This is a genomic window from Microbacterium sp. Leaf179, assembly GCF_001423785.1.
Lineage (GTDB): Bacteria > Actinomycetota > Actinomycetes > Actinomycetales > Microbacteriaceae > Microbacterium.
In genome coordinates this window covers 1600969-1626900 of record NZ_LMPH01000001.1, presented here as the reverse complement: position 1 = coordinate 1626900, position 25932 = coordinate 1600969, and the positions used below count along the sequence as shown (strand labels likewise).

Sequence of the window (25932 nt, the reverse complement as noted above, 5' to 3'; positions counted from 1 at the left end):
CGGCAACCCCCGCTCGCGCCGGTAACGCGCTGCATAGGCTCGCCGGATGAGTGCATACGACGTCATCGTGGTGGGCGCGGGCCTGGCCGGGCTCCGCTGCGCGACCCACCTGGCCGAGTCCGGTCGCGACGTCGTCGTGCTGGAGGCCGGCGACACCGTCGGCGGGCGAGAACGCACCGGCGTCGTCGACGGGTTCCGCCTCGACCTCGGGTTCCACGTGCTGAACCCGGCGTACCCGGCCGTGCGACGGTGGGTCGACGTCGACGCCCTCGCCCTCCGGCGCTTCCCCGTCGCCGTGGGCGTGCGGCTCGACGACCGCCTCGCACGGCTGGCGCATCCGCTGCGCCACCCGCTGTCGATCCCCGCGACGGTGTCGAGCGGACTCGTGCGACCCGCCGACCTCGTCGCCCTGGCGCGCTGGGCGGCCCCCACCCTCGCCTCCGCCCGCGCGGCGAAGACCGGCCCCGACCGCACGCTCGCCGAGGCGTGGGATCGCACCGGGCTCCGCGGCGCGCTGCGCGAGAGCGTGCTCGAGCCGTTCCTCGCCGGTGTCCTCGCCGACGATCGGCAGGAGACCTCCGACGCCTTCGTGCGCCTTCTCATCCGCAGCTTCGCCCTCGGCCGCCCGGGCGTCCCCGCCGCGGGCATCGGCGCGCTTCCCGCGCAGCTCGCCGACACCGCCCGGCGTGCCGGGGCCGGCATCCGGCTGTCTCACCGGGTCGTCTCCACCCGCCGCCGCGCGCACGGCTGGCACGTGGGCGTCGAGGGCCACGAGGCCGTGACGGCGCGCGCCGTCGTCGTCGCGACCGGGCTCGCGCCCGACCTCGACGTCCCGCTCCCCCGCCCGCGGGGCCTGCAGACGTGGTGGTTCGCCGCCGACCGGGCGCCCAGCGCCGACGCCGCGCTGCGCATCGACGGGCGCCGTCGCGGACCGATCGTCAACACCGCGATCATGACGAACACGGCCCCCACCTACGCGCCGCGCGGGCAGCACCTCGTGCAGGCGACGTGCGTGATGCCGTCGGAGGCGTCGGAGGACGGCATCCGTCGCCAGCTCGCCGAGATCTGGGATGCCGACACCCGCCCCTGGCGCCTGCTCCGCCGCGACGATGTCGTCGGCGCGCTCCCCGCGCAGGACCCGCCCCTGCGGCTGCGTCGACCCGTCAGGCTCGACGACGGACGGTACATCGCGGGCGACCACCGCGACACCGCGTCGATCCAGGGCGCGCTGGTGTCGGGGCAGCGGGCCGCCGAAGCCGTGCTCGCAGACCTCGCTCGCTGAACGGGCACCCGGGAGGTCGGCGAGATGCCGTCTCAGACCGCTCCGGCGACCTCGCCGCGCGCCGCCAGCGCGGTCAGGGCCTCGCCGGTCACGCGACGCGTCGTCCACTCCTCCATCGCCTCGGCCCCGAGCGCGCGGTAGAAGCCGATGGCGGGCTCGTTCCAATCGAGCACGGTCCACTCCAGACGCGTGTACTGCTTCTCGAGGCACTCCGCGGCGAGCGCCGACAGCAGGGCGACGCCGTAGCCGTGCGAGCGGTACTGCTCGTGCACGTACAGGTCTTCGAGCCAGATGCCGTGGCGGCCGGTCCACGTGGAGTAGGTGAGGAACCAGATCGCGATGGCGCGGATGCCGTCGGGCCCCTCCACGACGAACGCGAAGGCGCGGGGGTCGTCGCCGAACAGGGTCTCGGCGATCATTCCGGCCGTGTTGTCGACGGCATCCGGCTCCTTCTCGTAGTCGGCCAGCGCCTGGATGCACGCCAGGATGCCGTTCTCGTCGCCGGCACGCGCGGCGCGCAGCACGGCGCCGTCTCGAAGGTCGGTCATGGGCGGGGCTCCCAGCTCTCGGCTGCGACCCGGCGGAAGTTGCCGCCGAGCACCGCAGCGACGTCGGTGTCGCTCCATCCTCGCGCCTGCAGCGCTGCGCCCAGGTCGACGAACGTCTCGGGCGGCATCCACTGCATCGGCCCCCACCGGGTGTAGCTCTCGTCGTACAGCTCGGGGGTCCCGGCGATCGTGGCGCGGAAGGTCTGCCAGTCGAACGAGAAGTCGGTGCTCACACCGACGTGCCGGATGCCGACGACCTCGACGGCGTGATCGAGGTGGCGCACCATCGCCTCGAGGGTGGGGGTGTTGGGGCCGAGGAAGATCCCCACCCCCGTGATGCCCACCACTCCCCCGGTGTCGGCGACGGCTCGCGCCTGGTCGTCGGTGATGTTGCGCGGGTGCTCCCACACCGCACGCATGTTGGAGTGGCTGAAGACGACCGGTCGGGTCGAGACCGCGCACAGGTCGAACGTCGTCCGCGCGCCGACGTGCGAGCCGTCGGGCACCATGCCGCTCGCGTTCATCTCGGCGACGAGGTCGCGCCCCCACCCGGTGAGGCCGTCGTCGACCGCGTCCAAGCAGCCGCCGCCGGCGCGGTTGGCGTGGTTGTAGGTCGGCGCCAGGGTCCGCACACCTTGCGCGACGAGGCTCTGCACCGCGTCGAGGTCGCCGCCGAGCGGCGCGCAGTCCTCGAGGTCGAAGGCGACGGCGGTGTCGCCTCGCGCGGCGATGCGGTCGATGTCGGCGACCGTGGCGGCCAGCTCGAGGCCGTCGATCGCGGTGACCTGCGCCCGGAAGGAGCGGAGCAGCGATGCCGTGAGCGCGGGCGAGTGGGGGGCGAATCCGACGTTGAGCGAGACGTACCCCCCGCCGCCGCCGCGGTAGCGGAGCAGTTCGCCGAGGTCGGCCGTCTCGACGAGCTCGACGCAGGCGTGCTGGTCCCAGAGCATCTCAGACGCCCGTGGGAGAGAAGCCCGCGGGAGCGAGGGCCGTGCCCGCCGGGGCGAGCGCCGGGTCGACGGCCTCGCGCTCGTCGAAGACGAAGCACTCGCCGTTCCAGTGTGCACCGCCCTGGGCGGCGAACCACCCGAGGATGCCCCCGTCGAGCTGATAAGCGTCCAGCCCCGCGTCGCGCAGGTACAGCGCCGCCTTCTCGCAGCGGATCCCCCCTGTGCAGAAGCTCACCACCGTCTTGCCGGCGAGTTCGTCGCGGTGGGAGTCCGCGGCATCCGGGAACTGGGTGAAGCGCTCGATGCGCCAGTCCTTCGCACCCGCGAAGGTGCCGTAGTCGACCTCGAACGCGTTGCGGGTGTCGACGAGCACGACCTCGCGGCCGTCGTCGTCGCTGCCCCGATCCAGCCACCGGCGCAGGGTCTCGGGCGACACGGCGGGGGCCCGGCCGTCCTGCGGGCGCACCTCGGGGCGGTCCATGCGGATGATCTCGCGCTTGACCTTCACCAGGAGCCGCCCGAACGGCACGGTGTCCGACCAGCTGTCCTTCGTCTCGAGGGCGGCGAACCGCTCGTCGGCGCGCAGTCGGTCGACGAAGGCGCGCACGGCGTCCGGCGCTCCGGCCAGGAAGAGGTTGATGCCCTCCTCGGCCAGCAGGATCGTTCCCCGCAGTCCCGCCGCCCCGGCCCGATCGCGGAGCGTCTCGCGCACGACAGCGGGATCGTCGATGCGTGTGAAGAGGTACGCCGAGACGTTGAGGACGGATGCCATGTCTCCAGCGTACGAAAGCGTCAACCCGGCGAACGCCCCTCGACGCATCGCTTAGCGTGGCAGGACGACCCCGTCTGGAGCCCGCCGTGCCCGAAAGATCCGCTGCGACGCCCGATACTGTGCCGCTCAACACCGTGTCGGTCGTCATCCCCGTTCTCGACGACGGACCGCACCTGCGGCGGTGTCTGCGAGCCCTGGCGGCGCAGACCACCGTCGCCGACGAGATCGTCGTCGTCGACAACGCCTCGACCGACGACAGTGCCGACATCGCCCGCGCCGCGGGTGCCCGCGTCGTGTTCTGCGGCGAGCGCGGCATACCCGCCGCCGCCGCGGCCGGATACGACGCCGCCCACGGCGACCTGATCCTGCGCCTCGATGCCGACAGCATCCCCGAGCCCACGTGGGTGGCGAGCATGGTCGACGCGCTGAGCGACCCCGCGGTCGATGCCGTGACCGGCGGCGCCGTCTTCCACGACGGTCCCGTCGCCGGGCGAGTGGCCATGTCGCGCGCCTTCTTGGGCACGTACGCCGCCTTCGCGTTCCCCGCGCTGGGCCACACGCCGCTCTGGGGGTCGAACATGGCGTTCCGGCGACGCGCCTGGAATGCGGTCCGCGGTGAGGTGCACGTGGACCCCGAGCTTCACGACGACCTCGATCTCGCGTACCACCTCGGCCGACGTCACCGTATCCGCTTCGTCCCCGGCCGGCACATGCGGGTGTCGTCGCGTACGGTCGAGCCGCGCCGCTTCGTCCGCTGCTTCCGCCGCGGGGCGGGGACGGTGTTCGCACACTGGCCGGGCGACATCCCGCCCGCACGGTGGGCGCGGCTCGCGCGCCGACGCGCGACCCACGCCGGCCGCGCCCGCGAGGTCGGCGCTCCGGGTCAGTCGCGCGGCACGCGCAGCGGGGCGGGTCGCTGATGGCCGGCATCCTGTTCCCGACCGTCGACGCGCCCGACCTGCACGTCATGAGCTTCAACGTGCGACGCCGCTTCGAGCGCCTCACGTGGCCGCCCGCCGACCGGTGGCCCCTGCGCAAGCAACGCCTGCGCACCTTCCTCGGCGCGAACCGCCCGCATCTGCTCGGCTCGCAGGAGGCGATGCCCGACCAGGCTCGCTGGGTGCAGGACTCGCTGGGCACGCGCTACGGACGGGTGGGCCTCGGTCGCGGCAAGGACCGCGGCGGCGAGGGCACGCCGCTGTTCTACGATCGCGACCGCATCGAGCTGGAGGACTGGGAGCAGGTCATGCTCTCCGACACCCCGACCGTGCCGGGTTCGACGGGGTGGGGCAACACCATCCCCCGCGTCGCGGTCATCGCGCAGCTGCGCGACCGCGCGACCGACGCGCGCTTCACCTTCGTCAACACCCACTTCGACGCGTTCTCACGACGAGCCCGCAAGCGTTCGGCCACGTGGCTGCACGACCTGGTCGCCGATCGCACGCGACCGCTGCTGTTCACTGCCGATGTCAACGCGCCCATCCGCTCCGACGAACTCGCCGAGATGTTCGCCGCGGGTCTGCTCGTCGACACGTGGTCGTACGCCCCCACCCGACGGACCGCCGAGTGGGGCACCTTCAACAACTACGCGCGCCCGAAGCTCGGCGCTCGGCGCATCGACGCCGTGCTCGCGACCCCCGACGTCGGGGTGCGCGCCGTGGGCATCGACCCCCGGCCGACGGGCACGCAATGGCCGAGCGACCATCTGGCCGTGCAGGCCGTCGTGCGCATTCCCACCGGGGCGGCATGATGGCGCACGGACGAGCTGTCGACACGAGGGAGGGGCACCCGTGATCCGGGCCATGTACGCGAACCTGAAGCGCCCGCCGCGAAGCGTCACGGATTGGGTGACCGATGCCGTTCGTGCGCTCGCCATCGTGCTCGTGATCGTCTCGCTGTTCACCCTGCCGTTCACGGACTTCGCCGTGCTGTCGATGTCGCTGCCCGCGGTGATGCTCTCGCGCATGATCGGCCTGCGTTCGGGCCTCGACCTCGTCACCTGCGTCACCGTGTTCGTCGCCGCCGGCAGCAACGTGCTCGAGCTGTATCGGGCATGGACGGGGTGGGATCTCGTCGTGCACCTCGCCTGCACCGGTCTGCTCGCCGCCGTCGCCCTCGTGCTGCTCGACGATGCCGGAGTCGTCGCGCCGACCGGGCGTCGCCGCACGCCGATCGTCGTGGCCACCCTCGCGGGCCTCGCGCTCAGCGCCGTGTGGGAGATGATCGAGTGGTTCGGCTACCGCTTCATCACCGACGCGATCTTCGTCACCTACGACGACACCATCGGCGACATGATCGCGGGCGGGGCGGGAGCACTCATCGCCGGCGTGCTGGCATCCCGCTTCCGGCTGACGCGCGAGGAGCGCGCGCCGCTCTGAGGCGTGAACCGGCGACGCCCCGCGGGGCGCCGCCGGTCGCCGACCTCAGATCTTCCCCGCCACGTCCGTTCCGACGAGGTCACCGTCGGGGTTCGGCTCGCTCAACTGCTCGCCGGGCGCGGTCGACCCCTCGAGCGGGGGCAGCGCGGCCTCGACGCGGGAGCCGACCTCGGCATCCACGTTCTTCCAGTACTGCACGGCGCGCTCGCGCACCTCGGCGCGGGTCACTCCGCCGACGTGCCCGGTGATCGTCTCGACGAGGCGGTCGCGCTGCTCGGCCGACATGACCTCGCGCACCAACGTGCCCGCCTGACCCCAGTCGTCGTCTTCGGGGTGCAGGGTGGCCGCCGAGCGGACGAGGTCGCCGTCGCTCTGCCAGCCGCCGTCGCCCGCGCGGCGCGGGTCGGCCGCGGGGCCCCCGACCGAGTTGGGCGCGTACACGGGCACCTCGGGCGGGTTGTACTCGTAGCGCATCGCGCCCTCCTTCGAGTACGAGTGCACCTCGGTGTGCGGCCGGTTGACCGGCAGCTGCTGGTAGTTGGTTCCCACGCGGTAGCGGTGCGCGTCGGCGTAGCTGAAGATGCGGGCCTGCAGCATCTTGTCGGGGCTGCCGTCGATGCCGGGGACGAAGTTCGACGGTTCGAAGGCCGCCTGCTCGATCTCGGCGAAGTAGTTGCCCGGGTTGCGGTTCAGCTCCATCGTGCCGACCTCGATCTCGGGGTAGTCGCTGTGCGGCCACACCTTGGTCAGGTCGAAGGGGTTGAACCGGTACGTCTTGGCGTCGTCGTACGGCATGATCTGCACCTTGAGCGTCCACGTCGGGAACTCGGCCCGCTCGATCGCGGCGTAGAGATCGCGAATATGGAAGTCGGCGTCTTGACCGGCGATCTGGTCGGCCTCGTCTTGCGTGAGTGTCTTGTGGCCCAGGTCGGTGTGGAAGTGGTACTTGACCCAGAACCGCTCCCCCTCGGCGTTGATCCACTGGTACGTGTGCGAGCCGTAGCCGTTCATGTGACGCCAGGATGCCGGGATGCCGCGGTCGCCCATCAGCCAGGTCACCTGGTGCGCGCTCTCGGGAGACAGCGTCCAGAAGTCCCACTGCATCGTGTTGTCGCGCAGGTGGCTGCCCGGCAGGCGCTTCTGCGAGCGGATGAAGTCGGGGAACTTGATGCCGTCCTTCACGAAGAAGACCGGGGTGTTGTTGCCGACGAGGTCGTAGTTGCCCTCTGTCGTGTAGAACTTCAGCGAGAAGCCGCGCGGATCGCGCCAGGTGTCGGGGCTGCCCTGCTCGCCGGCGACCGACGAGAAACGGGCGAGCATCTCGGTCTCGACGCCGGGCTGGAACAGAGCGGCGCGCGTGTAGGCCGACACGTCGCCGGTGGTGCGGAACGTGCCGAACGCTCCGCCGCCCTTGGCGTGCACCACGCGCTCCGGCACCCGCTCGCGGTTGAACTGCGCGAGCTTCTCGATGAGGTAGTGGTCGGTGAGGGCGAGGGAGCCGTCGGCTCCGACGCTCTGCGAGTGTTCGTCACTGGCGACCGGGGCGCCGTTGTTGGCGGTGGTCGGGCTCTGCGGGGTGGTCGGCTCGGTCATGGCTCTCCTGACGTCGTGGGCCGCGAAACGAAGGCCCACCTCGACGCTACGCAGGGGCTCCGACATCACTCGGGCATTGCGGTTGCGCGCCCGACCACGTAGTGGGTGCAGCCGGTGTCAATCCCCCGAGCGCGCCCTCGCGCTGCCGAGAGCATGAGCGCACACGAACGGAAGGACGCACCATGTCGAAGGATCTGTCGAAGGGCGACCGGGTCAGCTGGAACACCCCGCAGGGGCGCACGCAGGGTGAGGTCGTCGAGAAGAAGACGAAGGATTTCGAGCACGACGGCCAGAAGTTCACGGCATCGGATGACGACCCGGCCTACCTCGTGAAGTCCGAGAAGTCGGGCGCGAAGGCCGCGCACAAGGGTTCGGCACTGAACAAGCTCAAGGGCTGACCGGGCACGCGGTGCCGAACTCCTGAGTTCTCGGCGGCCGGGCGCGGAGATCGCCCCGACGCGGCGCGGACGCGCGAGAACTCAGGAGTTCGGCGCGCGGCGCCGACGGCTTCGCCGACCGCCGACGAAAGCGCGGCGCCCGAGGGACCGCCTACTCTTTCGCGTCGCGCCGCTTTCGCATCTGGGCCAGTGCGAGGCTCAACCGGTGGTTGCCCGCCAGCACGTCCTCGTGGCGTTCGAGGAACGCCCAGTACGCCTCGGTGAACACGGAGTCCTTGGCATCCGCCGCCGACGGCCACCACGAGCCCATCTTCTGCAGGTACGCCCCGCCCGACACGTACGGCTTGGTCGCGACGAAACCGCCGTCGGCGAACTGGCTCATCCCCATGACGTTGGGCACCATGACCCAGTCGTACGCGTCGACGAACAGGGCCAGGAACCAGTCGTTCACCTGTCGCGGGGCGTAGCCCTGCAGCAGGAACCAGTTGCCGAGCACCATCAGCCGCTCGATGTGGTGCGCGTAGCCCCACCGGTGCACGCGTTCGAGCACCGTGCGCACGGGGATCGGCAGGGTGCCCGGCATCCGTTGCGCGGTATACCAGTACTTCTCGATGCGCTGCTCGAGGTGCAGCGCGTTGACGTACTCCAGCTTCGGGTGCGCCCGGTACATGCCGCGCATGTACTCGCGCCATCCGATCACCTGGCGGATGAACCCCTCGACGGATGCCAACGGGGCATCGGTCCGCGTCGCCGCGGCGACCACCTCCTCGACGGTGAGCAGGCCGATGTTCAGCATCGGCGAGATGATCGCGTGGAAGAGGAAGGGCTCGTCGGCCTTCATGGCGTCCTCGTACCGGCCGAAGTCGTTCAGGCGCTCGGCGACGAACACGTCGAGCCACTGCCTCGACTGCTCCGGCGTGACCGGCAGCCAGAACTCCCCCGCCGCGCCGGGCTGGTCGGGGAAGAGCTCGTCGACCTCGGCGATGACCTCCCTCGTGATGTCATCATGCTCGAGCTGCGGCAGTGCCGGGATCTCGACCCCCTTCTTGGGCAGCGGCTTGCGGTTGTCGGCGTCGAAGTTCCAGCGACGCCCCGCGGGCTTCCCCCCGTCCATCAGGATGCCGGTGCGCCGACGCTGCCAGTGGTAGAAGTCCTCCATGAGCGGCGTCGGGTGCTCGGCGAACCACCGGTCGACCTCGTCTTCGGGGGTGAGGAACAGCCCGTCCGAGAGGATGTCGGTGTCGACTCCCCGCTTCTCGCACAGACGCGCGATGCGATCGTCGACCGGGCGGTTCGGGTCGCTCATCCACCGCAGCGTCCCGACGCCGTGATCGTCGAGCAACCGCGTCAGGCCGGCCGCGAACCCGAGATCGTCGCGCAGGGTGATCCGACGCACGGTGCGCCCCTCGGACTCGAGCCGTGCGGCGGTGTGCCGCATCGCCGACACGAGCAGCACGATCTTGTGCCGGTGGTAAGGGAGCTTCCGGAACCTCGGCGCGGATTCGATGAAGAAGAACTCGTCGACGTCGGCGTCGGCGTAGGCGGGGTGCTCCTCGAACTGCTGCGTCGCCAGGATGAGCGCCGCGGTGATCTTCGTCGACGCACTCACGCGCTCCTCCGAGCGGCTGCGGCCTTGGCTCGGCATCCACGCGAGCAGTAGAGCACCTGATCCCACTGATCGCGTCCGCTCCAGCGCTTGCGGTCGGTGAAGGGCCGGCCGCAGAACGCGCAGGGCTTGGAGCGCACCTCGGGTCGTGACATGACGTCATCGTCGCAAGACCCGACCGTTCGCCCCGGGGGCTTGCGCCTCGCACACGGGTACGGTCCGCGCAATCCCCGCGCGCGATGAGCACGGGCCGTGGTCGGGTGTCGGCATGAACTCGACACCCGACCACGGCCACGACGACACCGCCGATCAGCCCGACGAACTCGAGACGGCGGACGCCCCCGAGATCCCCGACACCACCGACGGCGACGACGTGCCGGTCGACAACCCCTGGGGCGGCTGAGCCGGCGCCCTCGCCCGGCGAGCCGCTGTGGGGGTGCTCTCAGTCGGTCAGGTCGAACGTCTCGTTCTCGCCGCCGCGAGGACGTTCGCCGGTGACCTTCGACGTCACCAGGGCCACCGCCGTGGCGATGCGACCGCCCGCACTCCCCCAGTACTCGCCGGTCAACGCCGACACCTTCAGCAGCGTCACACCGGGCGACTCGGGCCCCTCCGGGAACCACGCCTCGACGCTGGTCGACCACAGCTCCTTGAGCTTGGCCAGGTCGTCCACCACCTCGCCCTCACCGGCGAGCGAGAGCCAGAGACCGTCGGAGCTGAACGACAGGCCCACCTTCGGGTCGCGCCGCACGTGCTCGACGGCCGACGCGTGCGTCCCCACGATGAACCACAGGTCACCGTCGGACTCGGTCTCCTGCACCGTGAGCGGGTGGGCATGCAGGTCGCCGCCCTCGGCCCGCGTGGTGACCATCGCGAAACGGAACTTCTTGAGCAGATCGTTGAGCTTCTCGAGCTCGGACGGGGTGGAGGACATGACGGTTCCTTTCATCGGAACTCTCAGCAGACCCCGACGGCGAGCGGCACGCTACGGATTGACCTCGCCGCCGGCATCTGCTCCCGAGGCGGGCGGTGCGAGCCCGTCGAGCTCCTCGACGGCGTCGGCCGCGCGACCGATGCGCGCGTCGACCTCCTCGTCCCACCAGCGCGGGCCGCGCTCTCCGAGGCCCGTCTTCGCCAGGCCCACCCGACGGCGCGCCGCAGCGACCGCGGCGTCGTCGCCCGCGCGCTTTCCGGTGCGCACGGCGGAGCGCGCCCGGCCTAGATGCGAACGCAGACGTGCGGCGAGGTCGTCGGGCAGGGCGGGGTCGGTACGCCGCCAGCGACGGCCGTCGATCACGAGCCACCGTTCATCGTCGGAGGGGGAAGGATCGCCGGATGCCATGACTCCAGTGCACACGTTCGACGCCGTCAGCATCCTCTTGGGCACAGAACCGGTATCCGTGATAACGTGGAGGCATTAATTCTGGGACTTGCTTCATGGACGACCGCCTCATCGCAGAGATGCCGGGCGCACAGCGCCGAGCCGTGAGTGACAGCATTCCCTCCCCCTACCATCGCGTGCCTCGCTCGACGGCTTCGGTCCTCGCCTCGCACTCGCGGAAAGTTTCTGTGTCCTTGCTTCACCTTTCGCCACTATCGTGGCGCCAGGCCGATCTCGACGTCTTCGTCGCGATGGCCGGATCCGACTACGCCGGTTTCGTCGGCGCGGGCACCTCGGGCTTCGAAGCCCAGGGTCCGCTCGGCGAGAATCTCGGTGTCCACACGTCCGTCGACGCGGCTCAGGCCGCCGTCAACGGGCATCGCGTACGAGCCACCAGTACGGTGACTCGGCGTAACCCGTCCGCTCCGCACGCGCCGGAGCGGCGCCCACGGCCGCGACTGCGGCCCAACATGAATAAAGGAAGAACACGATGGCCACTGGCACCGTGAAATGGTTCAACTCCGAAAAGGGCTACGGCTTCATCGCTCCCGATGACGGCTCCGCCGACCTGTTCGCGCACTTCAGCGCGATCCAGGGCAACGGCTTCAAGGAGCTGCAGGAAGCGCAGAAGGTCGAATTCGACGCCGAGCAGGGCCCCAAGGGCATGCAGGCTGCGAACATCCAGCCCCTCTAAGCTCCGCTTACCTCGGAAGCCGGGACCCGTCGCCTCGCGACGGACCCGGCTTTCGTCGTTCCCGGGGGGCGTCGGCGACCTTCGCGCCCGCGCCGGCGTCCTCTGCGTCTCTTCGCCTTTCCCGTGAGCCTCCTGCACATGTGGATGTATTCCGAACGCCCCATACGGTCCCCCGTAGTGTGATCCTCAGACCGGGGTATCCACCTCGACTCCCGACCACGGTCAACCCGATTAGAGGAGCAGTCCATCGCCTCCACCATCGTCGAGTCCCGCCTCGGCCCCGTTCGTCAGACGTACTCCGGGACCACCGAATTCCCCCCGATCGCGAAGGCCTACACAGAGTTGTCGTCGGTCGTCCGCGAGAGCGGCCTCCTGGCCCGCACCCCCCGGTTCTACCTCGTGGTGGGCATTGCGATCACCCTCGGGTTCGCCGCCACCATCACCGGTTCCATTCTTCTGGGTGACAGCTGGTTCCAGCTTCTGATCGCCGCGGCACTCGGCATCCTGTTCACCCAGGTCGCGTTCCTCGCCCACGAGGCGAACCACCGCCAGATCCTGGCATCCGGTCCCGCGAACGACCGGTTGGCACTGTGGATCGGCAACGGCATCGTCGGCATGAGCCAGTCGTGGTGGGCGTCCAAGCACACGCGGCACCACGCCAACCCGAACCGCGTCGGCAAAGACCCCGACATCGAGATCGACACGATCTCGTTCCTCGACGAAGACGCCGCCAAGGCCCGCGGCATCCAGCGCTGGATCACCCGGCGACAGGGATGGCTGTTCTTCCCCCTGCTCACGCTCGAGGGCCTGAACCTGCACGCCCTCGCCTTCCGCCACCTGTTCTCGCGTCAAGAGGTCAAGGGCCGCTGGCGCGAGTTGGCTCTGCTGGCCGTGCGCCACGCGCTGGTGCTGACGCCCATCTTCGTGTTCCTGCCCCTCGGCATGGCGTTCGCCTTCCTGGGTGTGCAGCTCGCCGTCTTCGGCGTGTACATGGGAGCGTCCTTCGCACCCAACCACAAGGGCATGGCCGTCATCGAACCCGGAGCGAAGCTGGACTTCTTCAGCAAGCAGGTGCGCACCTCGCGCAACATCTCCGGCGGCTGGTGGGCCACCTGGCTCATGGGCGGCCTGAACTACCAGATCGAGCACCACCTGTTCCCGAACATGGCCCGCCCGCAGCTCAGCCGCGCCCGCGCCATCGTGCGCGAGCACTGCCAGACCCTCGGCGTGCCCTACGTCGAGACGACCCTGCTGCAGTCCTACGGAATCGTCATCCGCTACCTCAACGAGGTCGGACTCGCGGCCCGCGACCCGTTCGACTGCCCGCTGACCGGCTCGTCGCGTCACCTCGCGGTCAAGTAGCAGCACGCAGCACCACGACGGCGCCGCCCCCTCCGGGGGACGGCGCCGTCGCTGTATCACCCGCGGGCTCTCACCCGCGGGCTGTCACCCGCGGGCGTCGGTGCGCGGCTCGGGGCAGTCCTCCCCGTCGCGGGTCGCGCGCTCGAAATGCCATCGCTCGTTCGCATACGTCTGGCAGAGCCCCCACGCGCGACCGTGCTCGATGAGCCACAGCTGCGCGTCGAGCGAGCCGATGTCCACCGCCCGCCCCGTCACATGACTCGACCGCTCGGGCGTGGCCACGAGCTCGCGCGCCGTCTCTTCACTGCCGGAGGTGGCGATCGCGTCGGCCAACAGCCACCGTTGATAATCGGCGCTGCGCCACCCGCTCGTGATGTCGAAGGTGACGCCGTCGTCGAGGGCGGCGACCTGCGCCGCGCGCAGGGCCTCACGCAGACCGTCGTCGAGGCGCACCATCGCGGGATGTTCGTCTTCGTCGACGCTCAGCGGGAGTGCCGCGTCGACGACGCCGTCGTCGATCGTGGGGGCGGATCCCGTCGCCGCGAGCACGCCCGAGGTGAACGAGGTGGCCGTCGTCGAGGCGGCCAGGGTGATCGCCGCCGTGAGGACGACGACGAGGCCGCCGCCGATGGTGAGCAGCGCCAGACGGCGTCGGTGTCGAGAAGAAGAGGGAGCAGAGGTCGGGGGTGCCATGGACCCAGTCGAGCGCCCGCCGCGTTGCAGGGTCGTATGCGACGCCGCATACGACGCCGATACCGCGTTCAGTCGCGCGACACCTCGTGCAGTTCGACGTCGTGCACCCCGGCGTCGGCGAGGGTCAGCGTCATCACCGTGCACGCCGGCTGACGCCGCCGGTCGGTGGGCGACCCGGGGTTGAGCAGTCTCAGGCCTCGCGGAGTCACGGTGTCCCAGGGGATGTGGCTGTGCCCGAACACCAGCAGATCGGTGTCGGGGAACGCCGCGTCCATTCGCCGCTCGCGCCCCGCCGCAGCGCCCGTCTCGTGCACCACGGCGACGCGCACGCCGTCGACGTCGGCGCGGGCGACCTCGGGCAGACGCGCCCGCAGGTCGTCGCCGTCGTTGTTGCCCCACACGCCGAGGACCGGTCCGAGGGCGCTCAGCTCGTCGAGGACCGCCGCCTCGACCCAGTCGCCCGCGTGCACGATGAGGTCGACTCCGGATGCCGCCCGCCGCACGGCATCCGGAAGCACGCGCGCCCGCTTCGGCACGTGGGTGTCGGCCAGCAGGAGGAGTCGCGTCGCCATGCCCCCCACGCTACATACGCCCGCAATACACCGGTCGGCCTACGATCGCGGTATGCGTGTGCTGATCGTCGAGGACGAGCCCTACCTCGCCGAAGCGATCCGCGATGGTCTGCGGCTCGAGGCGATCGCGGCCGACATCGCCGGCGACGGCGACACCGCTCTGGAACTGCTCGGGTACACCGCCTACGACGTCGTCGTGCTGGACCGCGACATCCCCGGCCCCAACGGCGACGAGATCGCGCGCGAGCTCTCGGCTCGGCCGGCGGCCCCGCGCGTGCTCATGCTCACCGCCGCCGACCGACTCGACGACAAGGCCCGCGGGTTCGAGAGCGGCGCCGACGACTACCTCACCAAGCCCTTCGTGCTCAAGGAGCTCGTGCTGCGCCTGCGCGCCCTCGCCCGGCGCCCCGCGGCCGGGACTCCCCCGGTGCTCGAGCGCGACGGCATCCGCCTTGACCCCTTCCGGCGCGAGGTCTACCGCGACGGACGCTATGTGTCGCTCACCCGCAAGCAGTTCGCGGTGCTCGAGGTGCTGCTGGCCGCGGCCGGCGGGGTCGTGAGCGCCGAGACGCTGCTCGAACGCGCGTGGGACGAGAACGCCGATCCCTTTACCAACGCCGTCCGCATCACGATCTCGACGTTGCGCAAACGGCTCGGCGAGCCGTGGCTGATCCAGACGGTCGCCGGGGTGGGCTACCGCGTCGGGTCCGCCGATGAGTGAGCGCCCGGCGGGACTCTCGGTCCGGCTCAAGCTCACTCTCAGCTACGCGGCCTTCGTCGTGGTGGTGGGCGTGGCGGTGTTCGTGCTGGGCTTCCTCGTGCTGCGGTTCCTGCCCGAGGGCAACCTCTCGTCCGAGAGCGGGGCCTTCACCCCCGGCCGGCGCGATCTGGTCGAGGCGTTCGTGCGATACGCCTGGTACACGGTGATCGGCCTCGCGGCCCTCGGCCTCGGCGGCGGATGGTTCGTGGCCGGACTCATGCTGCGCCCGCTGACGCGCATCACCGACGCTGCCCGTGCCGTGCGCGACGGCGACCTGCAACACCGCGCGGCGCTGCCCGGGCGCCGCGACGAGCTCACCGATCTCGCCGACACCTTCGATGCGATGCTCACCCGCGTGGGCGAGACCCTCGACGAAGAGAAGCGCTTCGCGGCCAACGCGTCGCACGAGCTGCGCACCCCCCACGCCACGATGCGCACGCTGCTCGAAGTGGCGCGCGCCGATCCCGCGGGCGTCGACCTGTCGACACTCCTGCACCGCCTCGAGGTCACCAACGAACGGGCCATCGACCTCACCGAGGCGCTCCTCGATCTCGCGCGGGTCGACCTCGCGGGCGCCGGACGAGCCGGTGAACGGCCGCGGCTCACGACCGATGTCGGAGCCCTGGTCACCGCGGCGGTCGACGACGAACGCGACGGGGCCGCCGCCGCCGGCATCGATCTGGCCGTCCCTGCCGCGACGGGCGTCGTGGCGCGCGTCGATGCGACCCTGGTCCGCCAGGCGGTGGGGAATCTCGTCCGCAACGCCGTCGTGCACAACGTCGCCGGCGGTTGGGTGCGGGTCGCGGTGGGCGGCGACGAGACCGACGTCATCGTCGACGTCGCGAACTCGGGGGCCCCGCTCCCGCGCGAACTCGTCGCCACGCTCGCCGAGCCCTTCGTGCGGGGAGCGGGCCGCACCCGAGGCCGGTCCGACGGAACGGGTCTCGGACTCGCCATCGTCGCCTCGGTCGCCCGGGCGCACCGGGGCCGGCTCGAGCTGTGGCCGAGGGCGGACGGCGGGCTTCACGCCCGTCTGCGGCTGCCCCGCTGAGCCGACCCGCGATCCCCGCGGAACATCACCCGCGCGAAGACCACGACGACCGTGCCGACCAGGGCGCCGGCGGCGTTCGCCACCACGTCGCCCGGATCCGACACGCGACCGGGCAGCACCGTCTGCGCGACTTCCACCGTGAGCGACACCGCCGCCGCCACGAGGACGGATGCCGGAGACCACCGCAGTGGCAGCAGGAGCGCGAGCGCGGCGCCGAGCGGCACGAAGAACGCGATGTTGAGCGCGGTGTCGGCGTTGCCGCCGAGCAGCAGGTCGTTCCACCGCGGCGGGAGGTGGTCGAGCGCATCGAGGACGAGCGTGCGCGCGGGCCAGGCGACGGCCCGCGGAGCGAGCGTCAGCCCCGCCACGACGGTGAGCACGGCGGTGGCGAGCAGGATGCGCGCGGTGGTCGGAGAGGGGGCTGAGCGATCGGACACGGAAACCTCCAGCAGAACGGGAACCTCAGTCCATCGCCCGCGGCGTTGCCGGAACGTCTGCGCCCGGCGATACATCCGCGATATCCCGCGCGCGCGTACTCACCCGCGCGAGCCCGTGCGCGCGGGTGCGTGCGCGCGGGTGCGTGCGCGCGGTCGCCCTGCGGGGCGAGGACAATGGTGGGGTGCCGACTCCTCGCCGCTCCCCCGTCCTGCCGTTCGTCCTCGACGCCGTGCTCGTGGTCGTCTTCGCCGGCATCGGTCGCTCCACGCACGACGGCGACGTGTTCGGACCGTTCGGCTCGCAGCTCGCGATCACCGCCTGGCCGTTCCTCGCCGCATTGGCCATCGGCTGGCTCGTCACGCGCGCCTGGCGTCACCCGCTGGCGGTCGTGCGCGCGGGCCTGCCGCTGTGGGCCATCACGGTCGCGCTCGGCATGGTGCTGCGCGCGGTGAGCGGTCAGGGCGTCGCGGTGGCGTTCGTCATCGTCGCCGCGATCACCCTGGCGCTCCTGCTCGTCGGGTGGCGCGGCATCGCGCGGCTGGTCGTGCGGTCACGCCGACGCTGAGCGACAGCCCGACGCTCCCGGCCGCGGGGAGGAGTCCCCGCCGCCTCCGCGTTCGGACTACTCCAACAGTGAGACGTCGACTTGGATCTCCGCCGCGAGGTGCTCGAGGTCGGCCACCAGGTCGTCGACGACGACGTCGGGGCCGAGCGTGGCGGTGATCACGGCCTCGAACAGGCGACCGCCGGCCATCGCGGCATCCGTCGTCTGCGTCGACATGCGTTCGATGCTGGCGCCCCGCGCACTCAGCGCGGTCGAGATCTCGCGCACGATCCCCGGCCGGTCGTTGCCGACCACGTCGAGAGTGACGGTGCGGGGAACGGATGCCGCCGGCGCGGGCGTGCGGGCATGCACGGTGACGGTGAGGGTTCCGGCCAGGCCCTCGAGGGCGGCGCGCAGGCCATCGGCGCGGTCGGGCGCCACCGACACCTCGACGATCCCGGCGAACGCCCCGGCCAGTTCGGCCAGTTCGCTGTTCTCCCAGTTGCCGCCGTGGGCGTCGACGATGTCGGCGACCGCCGAGACGAGTCCGGCGCGATCGTCGCCGACGACGGTGAGCACGAGGGTGGTCATCGCCCCAGCGTAGCGAGCGGGCCCTGCTAGCGTGGAGCCCGACCGCAGAGGGGGTGGCCACGTGTTCGCATCGCTGATCAGCATGCTCACCGTGCTGTTCGCCTCCGCCGAGCTCGCCCTCACCCCGGGCGACGGCGCACCGCTCCTGGCGATCGTGCTCGCCGCGGCGGTCGTGGTCACCGCGGTCGTGGTGCTCGTGGTCCTCCCCGCACTGCTGGCGTCTGTCTCACCGCCGTCGTCGCGGCCGATTGATCCGTCGGCGCCCGTCGCGCAGAGCGACCCCGACGCGGCCGGGCATCCTCGTCCCCGCGCGCCGGGGCACGCGGTCCGCACCGCGTAGTCCCGCGCCCCGAGCCGTCTCTCGCGACGGTGTCCTCGGCATCCCGGGACCCGCGATGCCGGTCGCCCGCGCTCACGCGCGCCGCACGCCCGTCCCCGGATGCGTGCCGTCGCGCCCGCGCCCCGCGACCGATCGACCCGTGATCGCCGCACCGAACGGACACCCGTGGACCTCTTCGCCCTTCCCCCCCTCGCCCTGCTCCTCGACCTCACCACGCGAGCGATGCTCGCCCTCACCGCCGCCCTCGATCCCGTCGCCGGCACCGCCGCGGCCGCTCTCGCGGTCGTCGTCGTCACCCTCGCCGTGCGCCTCCTGCTCATTCCCGTCGGCGTCTCGCAGGCTCGGGCCGAGCAGACCCGCGCGCGTCTCGCTCCGCGCCTGAGGACGCTGCGCGAACGCTGGGGGAAGAATCCCGAGCGCCTGCAGCGCGAGACCCTGCAGCTGTACCGCGACGAGGGAACCTCTCCCGCGGCGGGATGCCTGCCGATGCTCGCGCAGGCTCCGATCGTGGGACTGCTCTACGCCGTGTTCCTGCATCCGAACGTCGGCGGTCAGTCCAACGCCCTGCTCTCGCACGATCTGCTGGGCGTGCCGCTCGGACGCAGCCTGATCGGCGCGCTCGGCTCGGGAACGGTGGATGCCGCGACCCTCGCCCTGATCGGAGCGCTCGTCGTGGTGATCGCGGGCGTGGCCGAGCTCACGCGGCGGCTCCTGCGGTCTCCCGTCGACCCCTCGGCCCCCGCGTGGACGACGGGCATGGTGGGCGCGCTGCAGTTCACCACCGCCGTCGTCGCCCTGTTCGTGCCGCTCGCGGCGGGGCTCTATCTCACCGTGACGACGGTGTGGACCCTGGTGCAGCGTGTGCTGCTGCGGCGCCGGTACCCGCTGTCGTCATGACGGCGTCCCATCGCGGGGCGGCGGAGGCGTTCAGCGCGGCCATCGCCAGCACCAGCAGGGCCGCGACCGCGGGGAACAGCATCGCGGTCTGCACCGAGACGCTCTCGGCGACGGCGCCCGTCACTGCCGACGACAGCGCCTGCGCGAGGGTGAGGGCCGAGGCGAGGATCGTCATGGTCGACGCCGTGCGCCCGCGTGGTGCGCGGTTTCCGGCGAGGCTGAAGAGCGTCACGAGCGAGGGGCCGACGCCGATCCCCATCAGGCACAGCACGGTGGTCACGGTCGTGACCGAGCCGCCGACCGTGTACGCCCCGGCCGAGGCCGTGAGGATGATCGAGAACGCGACCAGGCGCCACCGGAGTGAGAACCGCACGGGGAGCGCGGCGACGGCCAGCGCGAGCACGGCCGACCCCACACCCATCACGCCGTACAGCAGTGCCCCCGCCTCGGGCGCCCCCTGCGCCTCCATGAACGCGGTGAGCGAGGTGAGCGTCGAACCGAAGAACAGCCCGACGCCGAAGACCGCGGCCACCAGCACGAGCATGCGCGGATGCATCAGCTCGCAGAAGGGGGCCATCGCCGCCCGCGCCGAGCGTTCGGGCACGGCCCGCCCGGTCGGGTGCAGCGCGAAGGCGGTGACGAAGACGAAACTCAGCACCGCGGCACCGGCGATGGGCGCCCACGGGGCGATGAGGGCGGCGAGCACGCCGACGACGAACGGTCCGATGACGAAGGCCGTCTCATCGGCGGCGGACTCGTAGGCCATGGCCCGCGAGAAGGTGCGTTCGCGGCGCGCGGGGTCCACCCGGTCGCCGATGAGGGCCATCACACGACTGCGCGACATCGCCGCCGTCTGCGGTCCGGTCAGGCCGATGGCGGCGGCCGCCGACAGCAGCACCGCGTCAGCGCCGGCGTGCGCCACGACCAGGGGGAAGATCGCGAGCAGGATGCCGTTGGCCACACCGACCGGCACGAGCACGCGCCGCTGCCCGAAGCGGTCGGCGAGGTCGCCGAGCACGGGACCGGCGATCACCACGCCCAGGCCCACGGCCGCCGAGGTGAGACCACCGAGAGCGACGGAGCCGCGCATCGCGACAACCAGCGCCAGAACTCCCACCGTCATCATCGCGAACGGCAGTCGTGCGACGAACGCGACGGGGAAGTACCAGAACCCGGTGTGGTGGATCAGCGGGCGATGGGCGGCGACGGGCGTGGTCATGGAGCGTTCTCCGGTGGGGGCGATGGAACGTGCCGCCTTGCCGGTGAGGTAGGTAGTTGCACAATGTGCGGCGGGCGAACCCGCGACCCGATTCTACCGTGGGGCGCGCAGGACCGCCCCGATCAGCCGACGAGGGCGGCGATGCCGGCGATCAGCGAGGCGAGCGCGAGGGTCAATGCCAGGGCGATCAGCACGGTGTGCACGATGAGGAACGGCGTGGCCTTGCCCGCGGCGTTCTTGGCACGGGGGTCTTTCGCCACGCGCACGTAGAAGCGCGGCCAGACGACCGCGTTGAAGACGGCATTGGCGAACAGCAGCGTGATGAGCACGGGTTCCATGCGTCGAGCCTACGGGCGTCGCCCGCTCGCGCAGTCGATGCAGCGGCGGGCGAAGGGGCGGGCCTCGAGCCGGGCCTCGGCGATCGGGCGGCCGCAGTTCTCGCAGACGCCGAACGTGGCGGCGGCCACGCGTTCCCGCGCCGCGAGGATCTCGTCGCGCTCGGCCTCGGCGCCGCGCCGCAGCGCGTCGACTTGCGCCCACTCACCCGAGAGGGTCGAGCCCTCGGGGTCATGCTCGTCGTCGGCCGTGGCGTCGGCGCGGTCGTGACGCAGGCTCGCTTCGTCTTCGCGCAGGCGCGACAGTCGGTGGTCGACCTCGCGCTGGCGCTCGTCGAGCATGCGGGCGGCTCGTTCGGCATCCATCCCCCGACGCTAGCCCCCACCTCCGACACTCGGGGTGCGCGAAGATCGGGTCATGAGAGAGCTCCGCCGTCACTGGACCCCGACCGCCGTCGTCTTCCTCGCGTTGGCCGTCGCCGGCCTCGTGGGCACGTGGACCTTCAACGTCTTCGCGATCGTGCAGATGCGCGACTTCGTCGGCGACCTCGTCTCGAGCGGACCGGCCGTGTCGTCGATCACCGTCGACCTGCTGGTCGTCGCCGTGGCGGGGAGCATCTTCGTCATCGTCGAGGCGCGTCGTATCGGAATGCGCTTCGGCTGGCTGTATGTCGTGCTGTCGGGGGTGACGGCGTTCGCGTTCACGTTTCCGCTCTTCCTGGCGATGCGCCAGCGTCACCTCACGGCGCACCCCGACCGCAGAACGGCGTGAGGAGCCGAGAATCGTCGCTTCGAGGGGGCGCGAAGCGACGAATTCCGGCTCCTCACGCGGTGGTCACCGCGCTCAGCGCGCGGCGAGACCGGCGCGCAGGCCCTCGACCAGCGGAGTCGTGGGGCGACCGATGATGCGCGCGAGCGTGCCGTCGGTGCGCGACAGCGCGCCCCGGGCGATCGCGTCGTCGATACCGGCGACGAACGCCGCCGTACCGGCATCCAGTCCCGCCGCCTGCAGCCCCGCGGTGAGCTGCTCCACCGACACCGACGTGTAGGTCACGGGGCGACCCACGACCTCGGATGCCGCCCGCGCCAGCTCGTCGTAGTCCCAGGCGACGTCGCCGCCGAGCTCGAGCGTCTGACCGCGGAACTCGTCGCCGATGAGCGCCACGGCATCGGCCTCGGCGTAGTCGCGCCGGCTGGCGCTGGCCACGAGGGCCTCGCCGACGGCGGCGACGATCTCGCCCGTCTCGGTCGCCCGGGCGACGGCGTCGAGGTAGTTCTCGGTGTACCAGTTGTGGCGGAGGATCGTGGCCTCCAACCCCGACGCGGCGATCGCGGCCTCGGTCGCCTTGTGGTCGGCGCCGAGGGCGTAGTCGACCTCGTCGACGCGCGGGGCGCTGGTGTAGACGAGGCGCTCGACGCCGGCCGCGCGCGCGGCGTCGATGACGTTGCGGTGCCCCGCGACGCGATCCGCGTCGGTTCCCGAGATGAGCAGCACGCGGGTCACCGACGCGAAGGCCGGGGCGAGCGTCTCCGGGCGGGAGTAGTCGAGCTCGACGACGCCCACGCCGCGCGCGGCCAGGTCGTCGGCCTTGGCGGGGGTGCGCACGCCCGCGACGATGTCGGATGCCGAAACCCCGCGTTCGAGCAGGGCGTCGATGACGAGACGGCCGAGGTGTCCGGAGGCGGCGGTGACGAGGAGGGTCATGGGGTGTCCTTTCGATCGGTACGACGAAGCCAACGCCGATCTGCTCCGTGCATTCCGGAATGCAGGTACCCACTTTCTGGTTAGGTACTCACATGAACGTCAGTCTTGCGGATCTCCGCGCCGAACAACCGGGTGTTTTCCAAGACGGGTGCCCCACCCGCACGGTGCTCGACCACGTCATGGGCAAATGGGGCGTGCTCGTGCTGATGGCCCTGTCCGACGGCACCCAGCGGTGGGGCGTGCTGCGGCGCAACGTCTCGGGGATCAGCGAGAAGATGCTCGCCAGCACGCTGAAGACCCTCGAGGCCGACGGTCTCGTCGACCGCACCGCCTACCCCGAGGTGCCCCCGCGCGTCGAGTACCGCCTCACCGACCGGGGGCGCGATCTGATGGAACGGGTGATCCCGCTCATGCAATGGGTCGCCACGCACGCCGATGACATCGTCTCGCGCCGGAGCTGAGGCGTGCGCGCCGCCTAGGCTCGATTCATGCGCGACAGCCTGACGTTCCGCTCCGCCCGGCGCATCCCGCTCCTGCAGGTCGCGAAATCTGCCGTCGCGGTCGTGGCCGCCTGGCTGATCGCCGGGTGGCTCGTGCAGGGCCCGCCGCCGATCTTCGCCGCCATCGCGGCCCTGCTCGTGGTGCAGCCGAGCATCAACCAGTCGTTCACCCGCGCGGTCGAGCGCAGCGTCGGCGTGATCGTCGGCGTCGTGATCGCCGCACTGCTCGGGCTCGTGTTCGGCTCCCAGCCGTGGGTGGCGCTGCTGTCGGCGGGCGTCGCACTCGTCGTCGCGTGGGCCGCGCGCATGTCGCCCGGAGCCACCAACCAGATCGCGATCAGCGCCCTGCTGGTGCTCGCCCTCGGGACGGCGACCCCCAATTACGCCCTCGACCGCGTGCTCGAGACCCTCATCGGCGCGGCGATCGGCATCGTCGTCAACGCCGCGCTCGTGCCGCCCGTGCTCGTCCCCGCCGCGCGCGAGAAGGTCGAGGTGCTAGGGCGGGAGCTCGCCGAAGCACTCGAACGCCTGGCCGACGCGCTCGAGGCACCGCAGACCCCCGGCTCGCTCGAGGAACTGCTGCTCGAGGCCCGTCTGCTGCGCCCCGTGCGCGACGGCGCCGCCGATGCGATCCGCGATGCGGCGGACTCCCTGGCGCTGAATCCCCGCAGCGGCCGTCACCGCAGCGATCTGGCCGCCATGGGCGACCTGCTCGAGCGGTTCACCCCCGTCGTCACGCAGACGATCGGCATGACCCGAGCGGTGTACGACGGGTACGAGAAGACGATCGTCGACGAGCCCGCCGTGCGCGCGATCGCCGAGCAGCTGCACCGCGCGGCGCACGACGTCCGCCTCGCGTTCGCCCTCGACGCGGGTCCCGAGCGGGTGGTCGTCGAGGAGCCCGCGCTCACCCGCCCCCTGCAGATCCGTACGCCCTCGACGGCGCACTGGGTGCTCGTCGGGTCGCTGCTCATGGATCTGCACCGCATCCACGAGACCCTGCGCGACGTCGACGCGTGACCCCGCTCGCGCGGACTGCTCGCACCGCGGATGCCGCAGCCGCGGCCCCGACGCGCACGCACGCTGGTTGACTGGAGCCATGGGTACCGCGATGTTCCCCCTGGGCGCCGTCCTCTTCCCGCACACGCCCCTGGCGCTGCGCATCTTCGAGGAGCGCTACCTCGTCATGCTCGGTCGGCTGCTCGATGAGACCGACCCCTCGTTCGGCGTGGTCCTCATCGAGCGCGGCAGCGAGACCGGTGGGGGCGACCAGCGCTTCGCCGTCGGCACGATGGCGCAGCTGAGCCACGTCGTGCCGCAGGCCGGCCAGATGCAGATCGTCGCCCGCGGCACGGAGCGCTTCGAGATCACGGGGTGGCTCGACGACGCACCGTACCCCCGGGCCGATGTGCGGGCCCTCCCCGACCTCGAGTGGAACGACGCGCTCGCCCCTCTGCTCGAGGAGGCCGAGCGCATCGTGCGGCGGGTGCTGGGGCGTGCTCAGCAGTTCGGCGGCACCCGGTGGGATGCCGAAGTCGAACTGTCGGAGCAACCCCTGCCCCGGGCCTGGCAGATCGCCGCGATCGCGCCGCTCGGCGAGCTGGACCAGATGGAGCTGCTGCGCTCGGCGACCCTCGGCGGTCTGCTGCGCGCCACGATCGACCTCACCCTCGCCGCGGAACCCCTGCTGGCCGATCCCGTGCCCGACGGCGTGATCGTCGTCGACGACGAGGACGACGACAGCCTCTGACCCCCGGCGTGACGGGCTCGTCCTCCGCGACCCCCACGACGACGGCGAGGCCGGCCCCCGGTTCGGGACCGACCTCGCCGTGCGGATGCGTCGTCAGTTCAGTGCGCGCACCGAGGCAGGAATGACGCCATCGCCGTAGAGGTCGATCGCCAGGTCCTGCAGGGCGGTCAGGGCGACGCGCTGGGTCTGCGGACCGTACGAGATGCGGGCGACGCCGAGCGCCTCGTACTCGGCCGCGGTGAGGGCTCCCGGCACGCCGATGACGCTGAGCGTGCGCTCCCCCAGACCCTCGACCAGGCGCCGGGTGGTCTCGGCGTCGAGCAGTCCGGGCACGAACACCGAGGTCGCCCCGGCAGCGAGGAAGGCGCGGCCGCGCTCGATGGCATCCGCCACCTTGTCGTCGAGCGGACGGTCGGCGCCCGTGAGGAACACGTCGGTGCGGGCGTTCAGCACGAACGGCACGCCCTCGGCCTCACCCGCCGCGATGACGGCCTCGACCGCGGCGACCGCGTCGGCCAGCGGCTTCACCTTGTCTTCGACGTTGGCGCCGACCACACCCACGCCGATGGCGCGGCGGGTCGTCTCACCGGGGTTGCCGAAGCCGGAGTCGAGGTCGGCCGTGACCGGCACATCGACGGCGGCGACGATGCGACCGACCATGTCGAGCATGAGCTCGACGGGGATGTTCTCGCCGTCTTCGTAGCCGAAGGTCGCGGCGATCGAGTGACCGGCCGTCGCGAGGGCCTTCGTCTCGGGCAGGGCGGCGATCGCCCGCGCCGAGACCACGTCCCAGATGTTCACGACCCGCAGGATCTCGGGGGCGGTGTGCAACCGCGCGAACGACTGCGCCTTGTCGCTGAGAGCGCTCATGCGTGCACGCTCCCGTCGTTGTCCGAGCCGTCGACGAGGGCTTCGGCGATGAGGGTCTCTCCCCCGCCGAACCGGATGAAGCGACCGATCGTGGCGGGCTGCACGAGCGCCGCCGCGGCGACGGCGGCGACATCGGCGCGGCCCACCTCGGCCTTGCCCTGCGGCGCGGTCGTGATGCGCCCCGAGGCGGGGTCGTCGGTCAGGGTCCCGGGGCCCAGGATCGTCCAGTCGAGGTCGCTCGCGCGCAGGTGGTCGTCGGCGGCGAGCTTGGCGTCGGCGTACGCGTAGAACCCGTCGTCGGGGTCGATGCCGTGGTCGGGGGTCGATCCGATCCACGACACCATGACGAACCGGCGCACGCCCGCGCGAGATGCGGCGTCGACGGCGCGCTGCGCAGCGTCGCGGTCGACGGCGTAGGTGCGCTCCGCGCTGCCTCCGCCCGCTCCCGCGGACCAGATCACGGCGTCGGCGCCCGAGAAGGCCTCGGCCATCTCATCGGTGTCGGCGTTCTCGACGTCGAGCACGAGCGGCGTCGCGCCGGCCTGCTCGATGTCTGCCGCCTGGTCGGGGTTGCGGATGACCGAGGTGGCCTCGTCTCCGCGCTCGGCCAGCAGCCGAGCGAGATGCAGAGCCACCTTTCCGTGGCCCCCGATGATCACGATGCGTTCCATGTCGTTGTCCTCCCGCGTTGTCGATCGTCGTT

Annotated in this window: 35 protein-coding genes; 17 read left to right on the top strand and 18 right to left on the bottom strand. The window is 71.5% G+C overall.

The window, feature by feature from the left end; translation table 11 throughout:
- The first annotated feature begins 46 nt into the window (after positions 1-46).
- Positions 47-1282 carry an FAD-dependent oxidoreductase gene (locus ASF96_RS07490; RefSeq protein ID WP_055937484.1) on the top strand — a complete coding sequence of 412 codons (1236 nt, stop codon included), beginning with the start codon at positions 47-49 and terminating at the stop codon, positions 1280-1282.
- A gap of 32 nt (positions 1283-1314) precedes the next feature.
- On the opposite strand, the gene ASF96_RS07485 is transcribed toward ASF96_RS07490, so the two are convergent.
- The 3 genes from ASF96_RS07485 to ASF96_RS07475 are packed head-to-tail and all read right to left on the bottom strand — an operon-like array spanning position 1315 to position 3552.
- Entirely contained in the window at positions 1315-1830 is a 516-nt protein-coding gene (locus ASF96_RS07485; protein ID WP_200934078.1) for a GNAT family N-acetyltransferase, read from the bottom strand.
- On the bottom strand, positions 1827-2780 hold the full coding sequence (locus tag ASF96_RS07480; RefSeq protein ID WP_055937481.1) for a dipeptidase: 954 nt from the start codon (positions 2778-2780) through the stop codon (positions 1827-1829). Before ASF96_RS07480 ends, ASF96_RS07485 begins: the two co-directional genes overlap by 4 nt.
- 1 nt (position 2781) lies before the next feature.
- Positions 2782-3552, bottom strand: coding sequence for a sulfurtransferase (locus ASF96_RS07475; protein ID WP_055937479.1), 771 nt, complete (start codon positions 3550-3552; stop codon positions 2782-2784).
- Positions 3553-3638: 86 nt separating this feature from the next.
- Between ASF96_RS07475 and ASF96_RS07470 the strand changes: the two genes are divergently transcribed.
- The 3 genes from ASF96_RS07470 to ASF96_RS07460 all read left to right on the top strand — a co-directional run bounded on the left by ASF96_RS07470 (position 3639) and on the right by ASF96_RS07460 (position 5930).
- Positions 3639-4472, top strand: a complete 834-nt coding sequence (locus tag ASF96_RS07470) for a glycosyltransferase family 2 protein (protein ID WP_235560541.1) — start codon at positions 3639-3641, stop codon at positions 4470-4472.
- A complete protein-coding gene (locus tag ASF96_RS07465; RefSeq protein ID WP_055937473.1) occupies positions 4472-5302 on the top strand; it encodes an endonuclease/exonuclease/phosphatase family protein in 831 nt (276 codons plus the stop codon). The genes ASF96_RS07470 and ASF96_RS07465 overlap by 1 nt, the downstream gene beginning before the upstream one ends.
- 97 nt (positions 5303-5399) lie before the next feature.
- Complete coding sequence (locus ASF96_RS07460) at positions 5400-5930, top strand: hypothetical protein (protein ID WP_235560540.1); 531 nt, start codon at positions 5400-5402, stop codon at positions 5928-5930.
- Positions 5931-5975: 45 nt separating this feature from the next.
- On the opposite strand, the gene ASF96_RS07455 is transcribed toward ASF96_RS07460, so the two are convergent.
- Complete coding sequence (locus ASF96_RS07455; protein WP_055937471.1) at positions 5976-7523, bottom strand: catalase; 1548 nt, start codon at positions 7521-7523, stop codon at positions 5976-5978.
- 182 nt (positions 7524-7705) lie between these two features.
- Between ASF96_RS07455 and ASF96_RS07450 the strand changes: the two genes are divergently transcribed.
- Positions 7706-7921: a DUF2945 domain-containing protein gene (locus tag ASF96_RS07450; protein WP_055937469.1), complete on the top strand. Its 216-nt coding sequence runs from the start codon at positions 7706-7708 to the stop codon at positions 7919-7921.
- Between the two features lie 151 nt (positions 7922-8072).
- Here the strand turns inward: ASF96_RS07450 and ASF96_RS07445 are convergent, their stop codons facing one another.
- Both ASF96_RS07445 and ASF96_RS16475 read right to left on the bottom strand, forming a co-directional pair.
- Positions 8073-9530, bottom strand: coding sequence for a cryptochrome/photolyase family protein (locus ASF96_RS07445; RefSeq protein ID WP_055937467.1), 1458 nt, complete (start codon positions 9528-9530; stop codon positions 8073-8075).
- Positions 9527-9682, bottom strand: coding sequence for a DUF2256 domain-containing protein (locus ASF96_RS16475; RefSeq protein ID WP_082509373.1), 156 nt, complete (start codon positions 9680-9682; stop codon positions 9527-9529). The genes ASF96_RS07445 and ASF96_RS16475 overlap by 4 nt, the downstream gene beginning before the upstream one ends.
- Before the next feature lie 113 nt (positions 9683-9795).
- Between ASF96_RS16475 and ASF96_RS17520 the strand changes: the two genes are divergently transcribed.
- Positions 9796-9930, top strand: coding sequence for a hypothetical protein (locus ASF96_RS17520; RefSeq protein WP_268768481.1), 135 nt, complete (start codon positions 9796-9798; stop codon positions 9928-9930).
- Between the two features lie 39 nt (positions 9931-9969).
- On the opposite strand, the gene ASF96_RS07440 is transcribed toward ASF96_RS17520, so the two are convergent.
- Positions 9970-10461 carry a pyridoxamine 5'-phosphate oxidase family protein gene (locus tag ASF96_RS07440; RefSeq protein ID WP_055835696.1) on the bottom strand — a complete coding sequence of 164 codons (492 nt, stop codon included), beginning with the start codon at positions 10459-10461 and terminating at the stop codon, positions 9970-9972.
- Positions 10462-10512: 51 nt separating this feature from the next.
- Complete coding sequence (locus tag ASF96_RS07435) at positions 10513-10869, bottom strand: hypothetical protein (protein WP_055937464.1); 357 nt, start codon at positions 10867-10869, stop codon at positions 10513-10515.
- 529 nt (positions 10870-11398) lie between these two features.
- On the opposite strand from ASF96_RS07435, the gene ASF96_RS07430 reads away from it, so the two are divergent.
- Together ASF96_RS07430 and ASF96_RS07425 are read left to right on the top strand one after the other, a co-directional pair.
- Complete coding sequence (locus ASF96_RS07430; RefSeq protein ID WP_055835690.1) at positions 11399-11602, top strand: cold-shock protein; 204 nt, start codon at positions 11399-11401, stop codon at positions 11600-11602.
- A gap of 246 nt (positions 11603-11848) precedes the next feature.
- The gene (locus ASF96_RS07425; protein WP_082509371.1) at positions 11849-12964 is read left to right on the top strand and encodes a fatty acid desaturase family protein; all 1116 of its coding nucleotides are present in this window, start codon (positions 11849-11851) and stop codon (positions 12962-12964) included.
- 84 nt (positions 12965-13048) lie between these two features.
- On the opposite strand, the gene ASF96_RS07420 is transcribed toward ASF96_RS07425, so the two are convergent.
- Together ASF96_RS07420 and ASF96_RS07415 are read right to left on the bottom strand one after the other, a co-directional pair.
- On the bottom strand, positions 13049-13657 hold the full coding sequence (locus ASF96_RS07420) for a M15 family metallopeptidase (protein WP_055937460.1): 609 nt from the start codon (positions 13655-13657) through the stop codon (positions 13049-13051).
- Positions 13658-13725: 68 nt separating this feature from the next.
- Complete coding sequence (locus tag ASF96_RS07415) at positions 13726-14229, bottom strand: metallophosphoesterase family protein (protein ID WP_055937457.1); 504 nt, start codon at positions 14227-14229, stop codon at positions 13726-13728.
- A gap of 52 nt (positions 14230-14281) precedes the next feature.
- Between ASF96_RS07415 and ASF96_RS07410 the strand changes: the two genes are divergently transcribed.
- Together ASF96_RS07410 and ASF96_RS07405 are read left to right on the top strand one after the other, a co-directional pair.
- Complete coding sequence (locus ASF96_RS07410) at positions 14282-14950, top strand: response regulator transcription factor (protein ID WP_055835675.1); 669 nt, start codon at positions 14282-14284, stop codon at positions 14948-14950.
- The gene (locus ASF96_RS07405; RefSeq protein WP_055937454.1) at positions 14943-16040 is read left to right on the top strand and encodes a sensor histidine kinase; all 1098 of its coding nucleotides are present in this window, start codon (positions 14943-14945) and stop codon (positions 16038-16040) included. Before ASF96_RS07410 ends, ASF96_RS07405 begins: the two co-directional genes overlap by 8 nt.
- Here the strand turns inward: ASF96_RS07405 and ASF96_RS07400 are convergent.
- Positions 16013-16477 (bottom strand): VanZ family protein, encoded by a 465-nt coding sequence (locus ASF96_RS07400; protein ID WP_055835668.1) that lies wholly within the window; start codon positions 16475-16477, stop codon positions 16013-16015. The two genes, ASF96_RS07405 and ASF96_RS07400, sit on opposite strands and share 28 nt — an antisense overlap.
- Before the next feature lie 182 nt (positions 16478-16659).
- Between ASF96_RS07400 and ASF96_RS07395 the strand changes: the two genes are divergently transcribed.
- A complete protein-coding gene (locus ASF96_RS07395; protein WP_055937453.1) occupies positions 16660-17043 on the top strand; it encodes a DUF3054 domain-containing protein in 384 nt (127 codons plus the stop codon).
- Positions 17044-17100: 57 nt separating this feature from the next.
- Here ASF96_RS07395 and ASF96_RS07390 read toward each other — a convergent pair whose 3' ends face one another.
- Positions 17101-17613: a glycine cleavage system protein R gene (locus ASF96_RS07390; RefSeq protein ID WP_055835664.1), complete on the bottom strand. Its 513-nt coding sequence runs from the start codon at positions 17611-17613 to the stop codon at positions 17101-17103.
- A 61-nt stretch (positions 17614-17674) separates the two neighbouring features.
- Between ASF96_RS07390 and ASF96_RS07385 the strand changes: the two genes are divergently transcribed.
- Together ASF96_RS07385 and ASF96_RS07380 are read left to right on the top strand one after the other, a co-directional pair.
- The gene (locus tag ASF96_RS07385) at positions 17675-17953 is read left to right on the top strand and encodes a DUF6412 domain-containing protein (protein WP_055937451.1); all 279 of its coding nucleotides are present in this window, start codon (positions 17675-17677) and stop codon (positions 17951-17953) included.
- A gap of 165 nt (positions 17954-18118) precedes the next feature.
- Entirely contained in the window at positions 18119-18850 is a 732-nt protein-coding gene (locus ASF96_RS07380) for a YidC/Oxa1 family membrane protein insertase (RefSeq protein ID WP_055937449.1), read from the top strand.
- Here ASF96_RS07380 and ASF96_RS07375 read toward each other — a convergent pair.
- From ASF96_RS07375 to ASF96_RS07365, 3 genes are all read right to left on the bottom strand, one after another.
- Positions 18780-20069, bottom strand: a complete 1290-nt coding sequence (locus ASF96_RS07375; RefSeq protein WP_082509367.1) for an MFS transporter — start codon at positions 20067-20069, stop codon at positions 18780-18782. The two genes, ASF96_RS07380 and ASF96_RS07375, sit on opposite strands and share 71 nt — an antisense overlap.
- A gap of 122 nt (positions 20070-20191) precedes the next feature.
- Complete coding sequence (locus ASF96_RS07370; protein ID WP_055835654.1) at positions 20192-20407, bottom strand: SCO4848 family membrane protein; 216 nt, start codon at positions 20405-20407, stop codon at positions 20192-20194.
- Between the two features lie 9 nt (positions 20408-20416).
- Positions 20417-20770, bottom strand: a complete 354-nt coding sequence (locus ASF96_RS07365; protein ID WP_082509365.1) for a TraR/DksA family transcriptional regulator — start codon at positions 20768-20770, stop codon at positions 20417-20419.
- Between the two features lie 52 nt (positions 20771-20822).
- On the opposite strand from ASF96_RS07365, the gene ASF96_RS07360 reads away from it, so the two are divergent.
- A complete protein-coding gene (locus ASF96_RS07360; RefSeq protein WP_055835647.1) occupies positions 20823-21176 on the top strand; it encodes a DUF2834 domain-containing protein in 354 nt (117 codons plus the stop codon).
- A gap of 72 nt (positions 21177-21248) precedes the next feature.
- Here the strand turns inward: ASF96_RS07360 and ASF96_RS07355 are convergent, their stop codons facing one another.
- The gene (locus tag ASF96_RS07355) at positions 21249-22109 is read right to left on the bottom strand and encodes an SDR family oxidoreductase (RefSeq protein ID WP_055937446.1); all 861 of its coding nucleotides are present in this window, start codon (positions 22107-22109) and stop codon (positions 21249-21251) included.
- Positions 22110-22201: 92 nt separating this feature from the next.
- Between ASF96_RS07355 and ASF96_RS07350 the strand changes: the two genes are divergently transcribed.
- From ASF96_RS07350 to ASF96_RS07340, 3 genes are all read left to right on the top strand, one after another.
- Positions 22202-22570: a winged helix-turn-helix transcriptional regulator gene (locus ASF96_RS07350; protein ID WP_055835642.1), complete on the top strand. Its 369-nt coding sequence runs from the start codon at positions 22202-22204 to the stop codon at positions 22568-22570.
- A gap of 27 nt (positions 22571-22597) precedes the next feature.
- Positions 22598-23629 (top strand): FUSC family protein, encoded by a 1032-nt coding sequence (locus ASF96_RS07345; RefSeq protein ID WP_055937444.1) that lies wholly within the window; start codon positions 22598-22600, stop codon positions 23627-23629.
- A gap of 79 nt (positions 23630-23708) precedes the next feature.
- Complete coding sequence (locus tag ASF96_RS07340) at positions 23709-24359, top strand: LON peptidase substrate-binding domain-containing protein (RefSeq protein ID WP_055937441.1); 651 nt, start codon at positions 23709-23711, stop codon at positions 24357-24359.
- A gap of 93 nt (positions 24360-24452) precedes the next feature.
- Here ASF96_RS07340 and ASF96_RS07335 read toward each other — a convergent pair whose 3' ends face one another.
- Both ASF96_RS07335 and ASF96_RS07330 read right to left on the bottom strand, forming a co-directional pair.
- Positions 24453-25229 (bottom strand): isocitrate lyase/PEP mutase family protein, encoded by a 777-nt coding sequence (locus ASF96_RS07335; RefSeq protein WP_055937438.1) that lies wholly within the window; start codon positions 25227-25229, stop codon positions 24453-24455.
- The gene (locus tag ASF96_RS07330; protein WP_055937435.1) at positions 25226-25900 is read right to left on the bottom strand and encodes an SDR family oxidoreductase; all 675 of its coding nucleotides are present in this window, start codon (positions 25898-25900) and stop codon (positions 25226-25228) included. Before ASF96_RS07330 ends, ASF96_RS07335 begins: the two co-directional genes overlap by 4 nt.
- Positions 25901-25932: the final 32 nt, after the last annotated feature.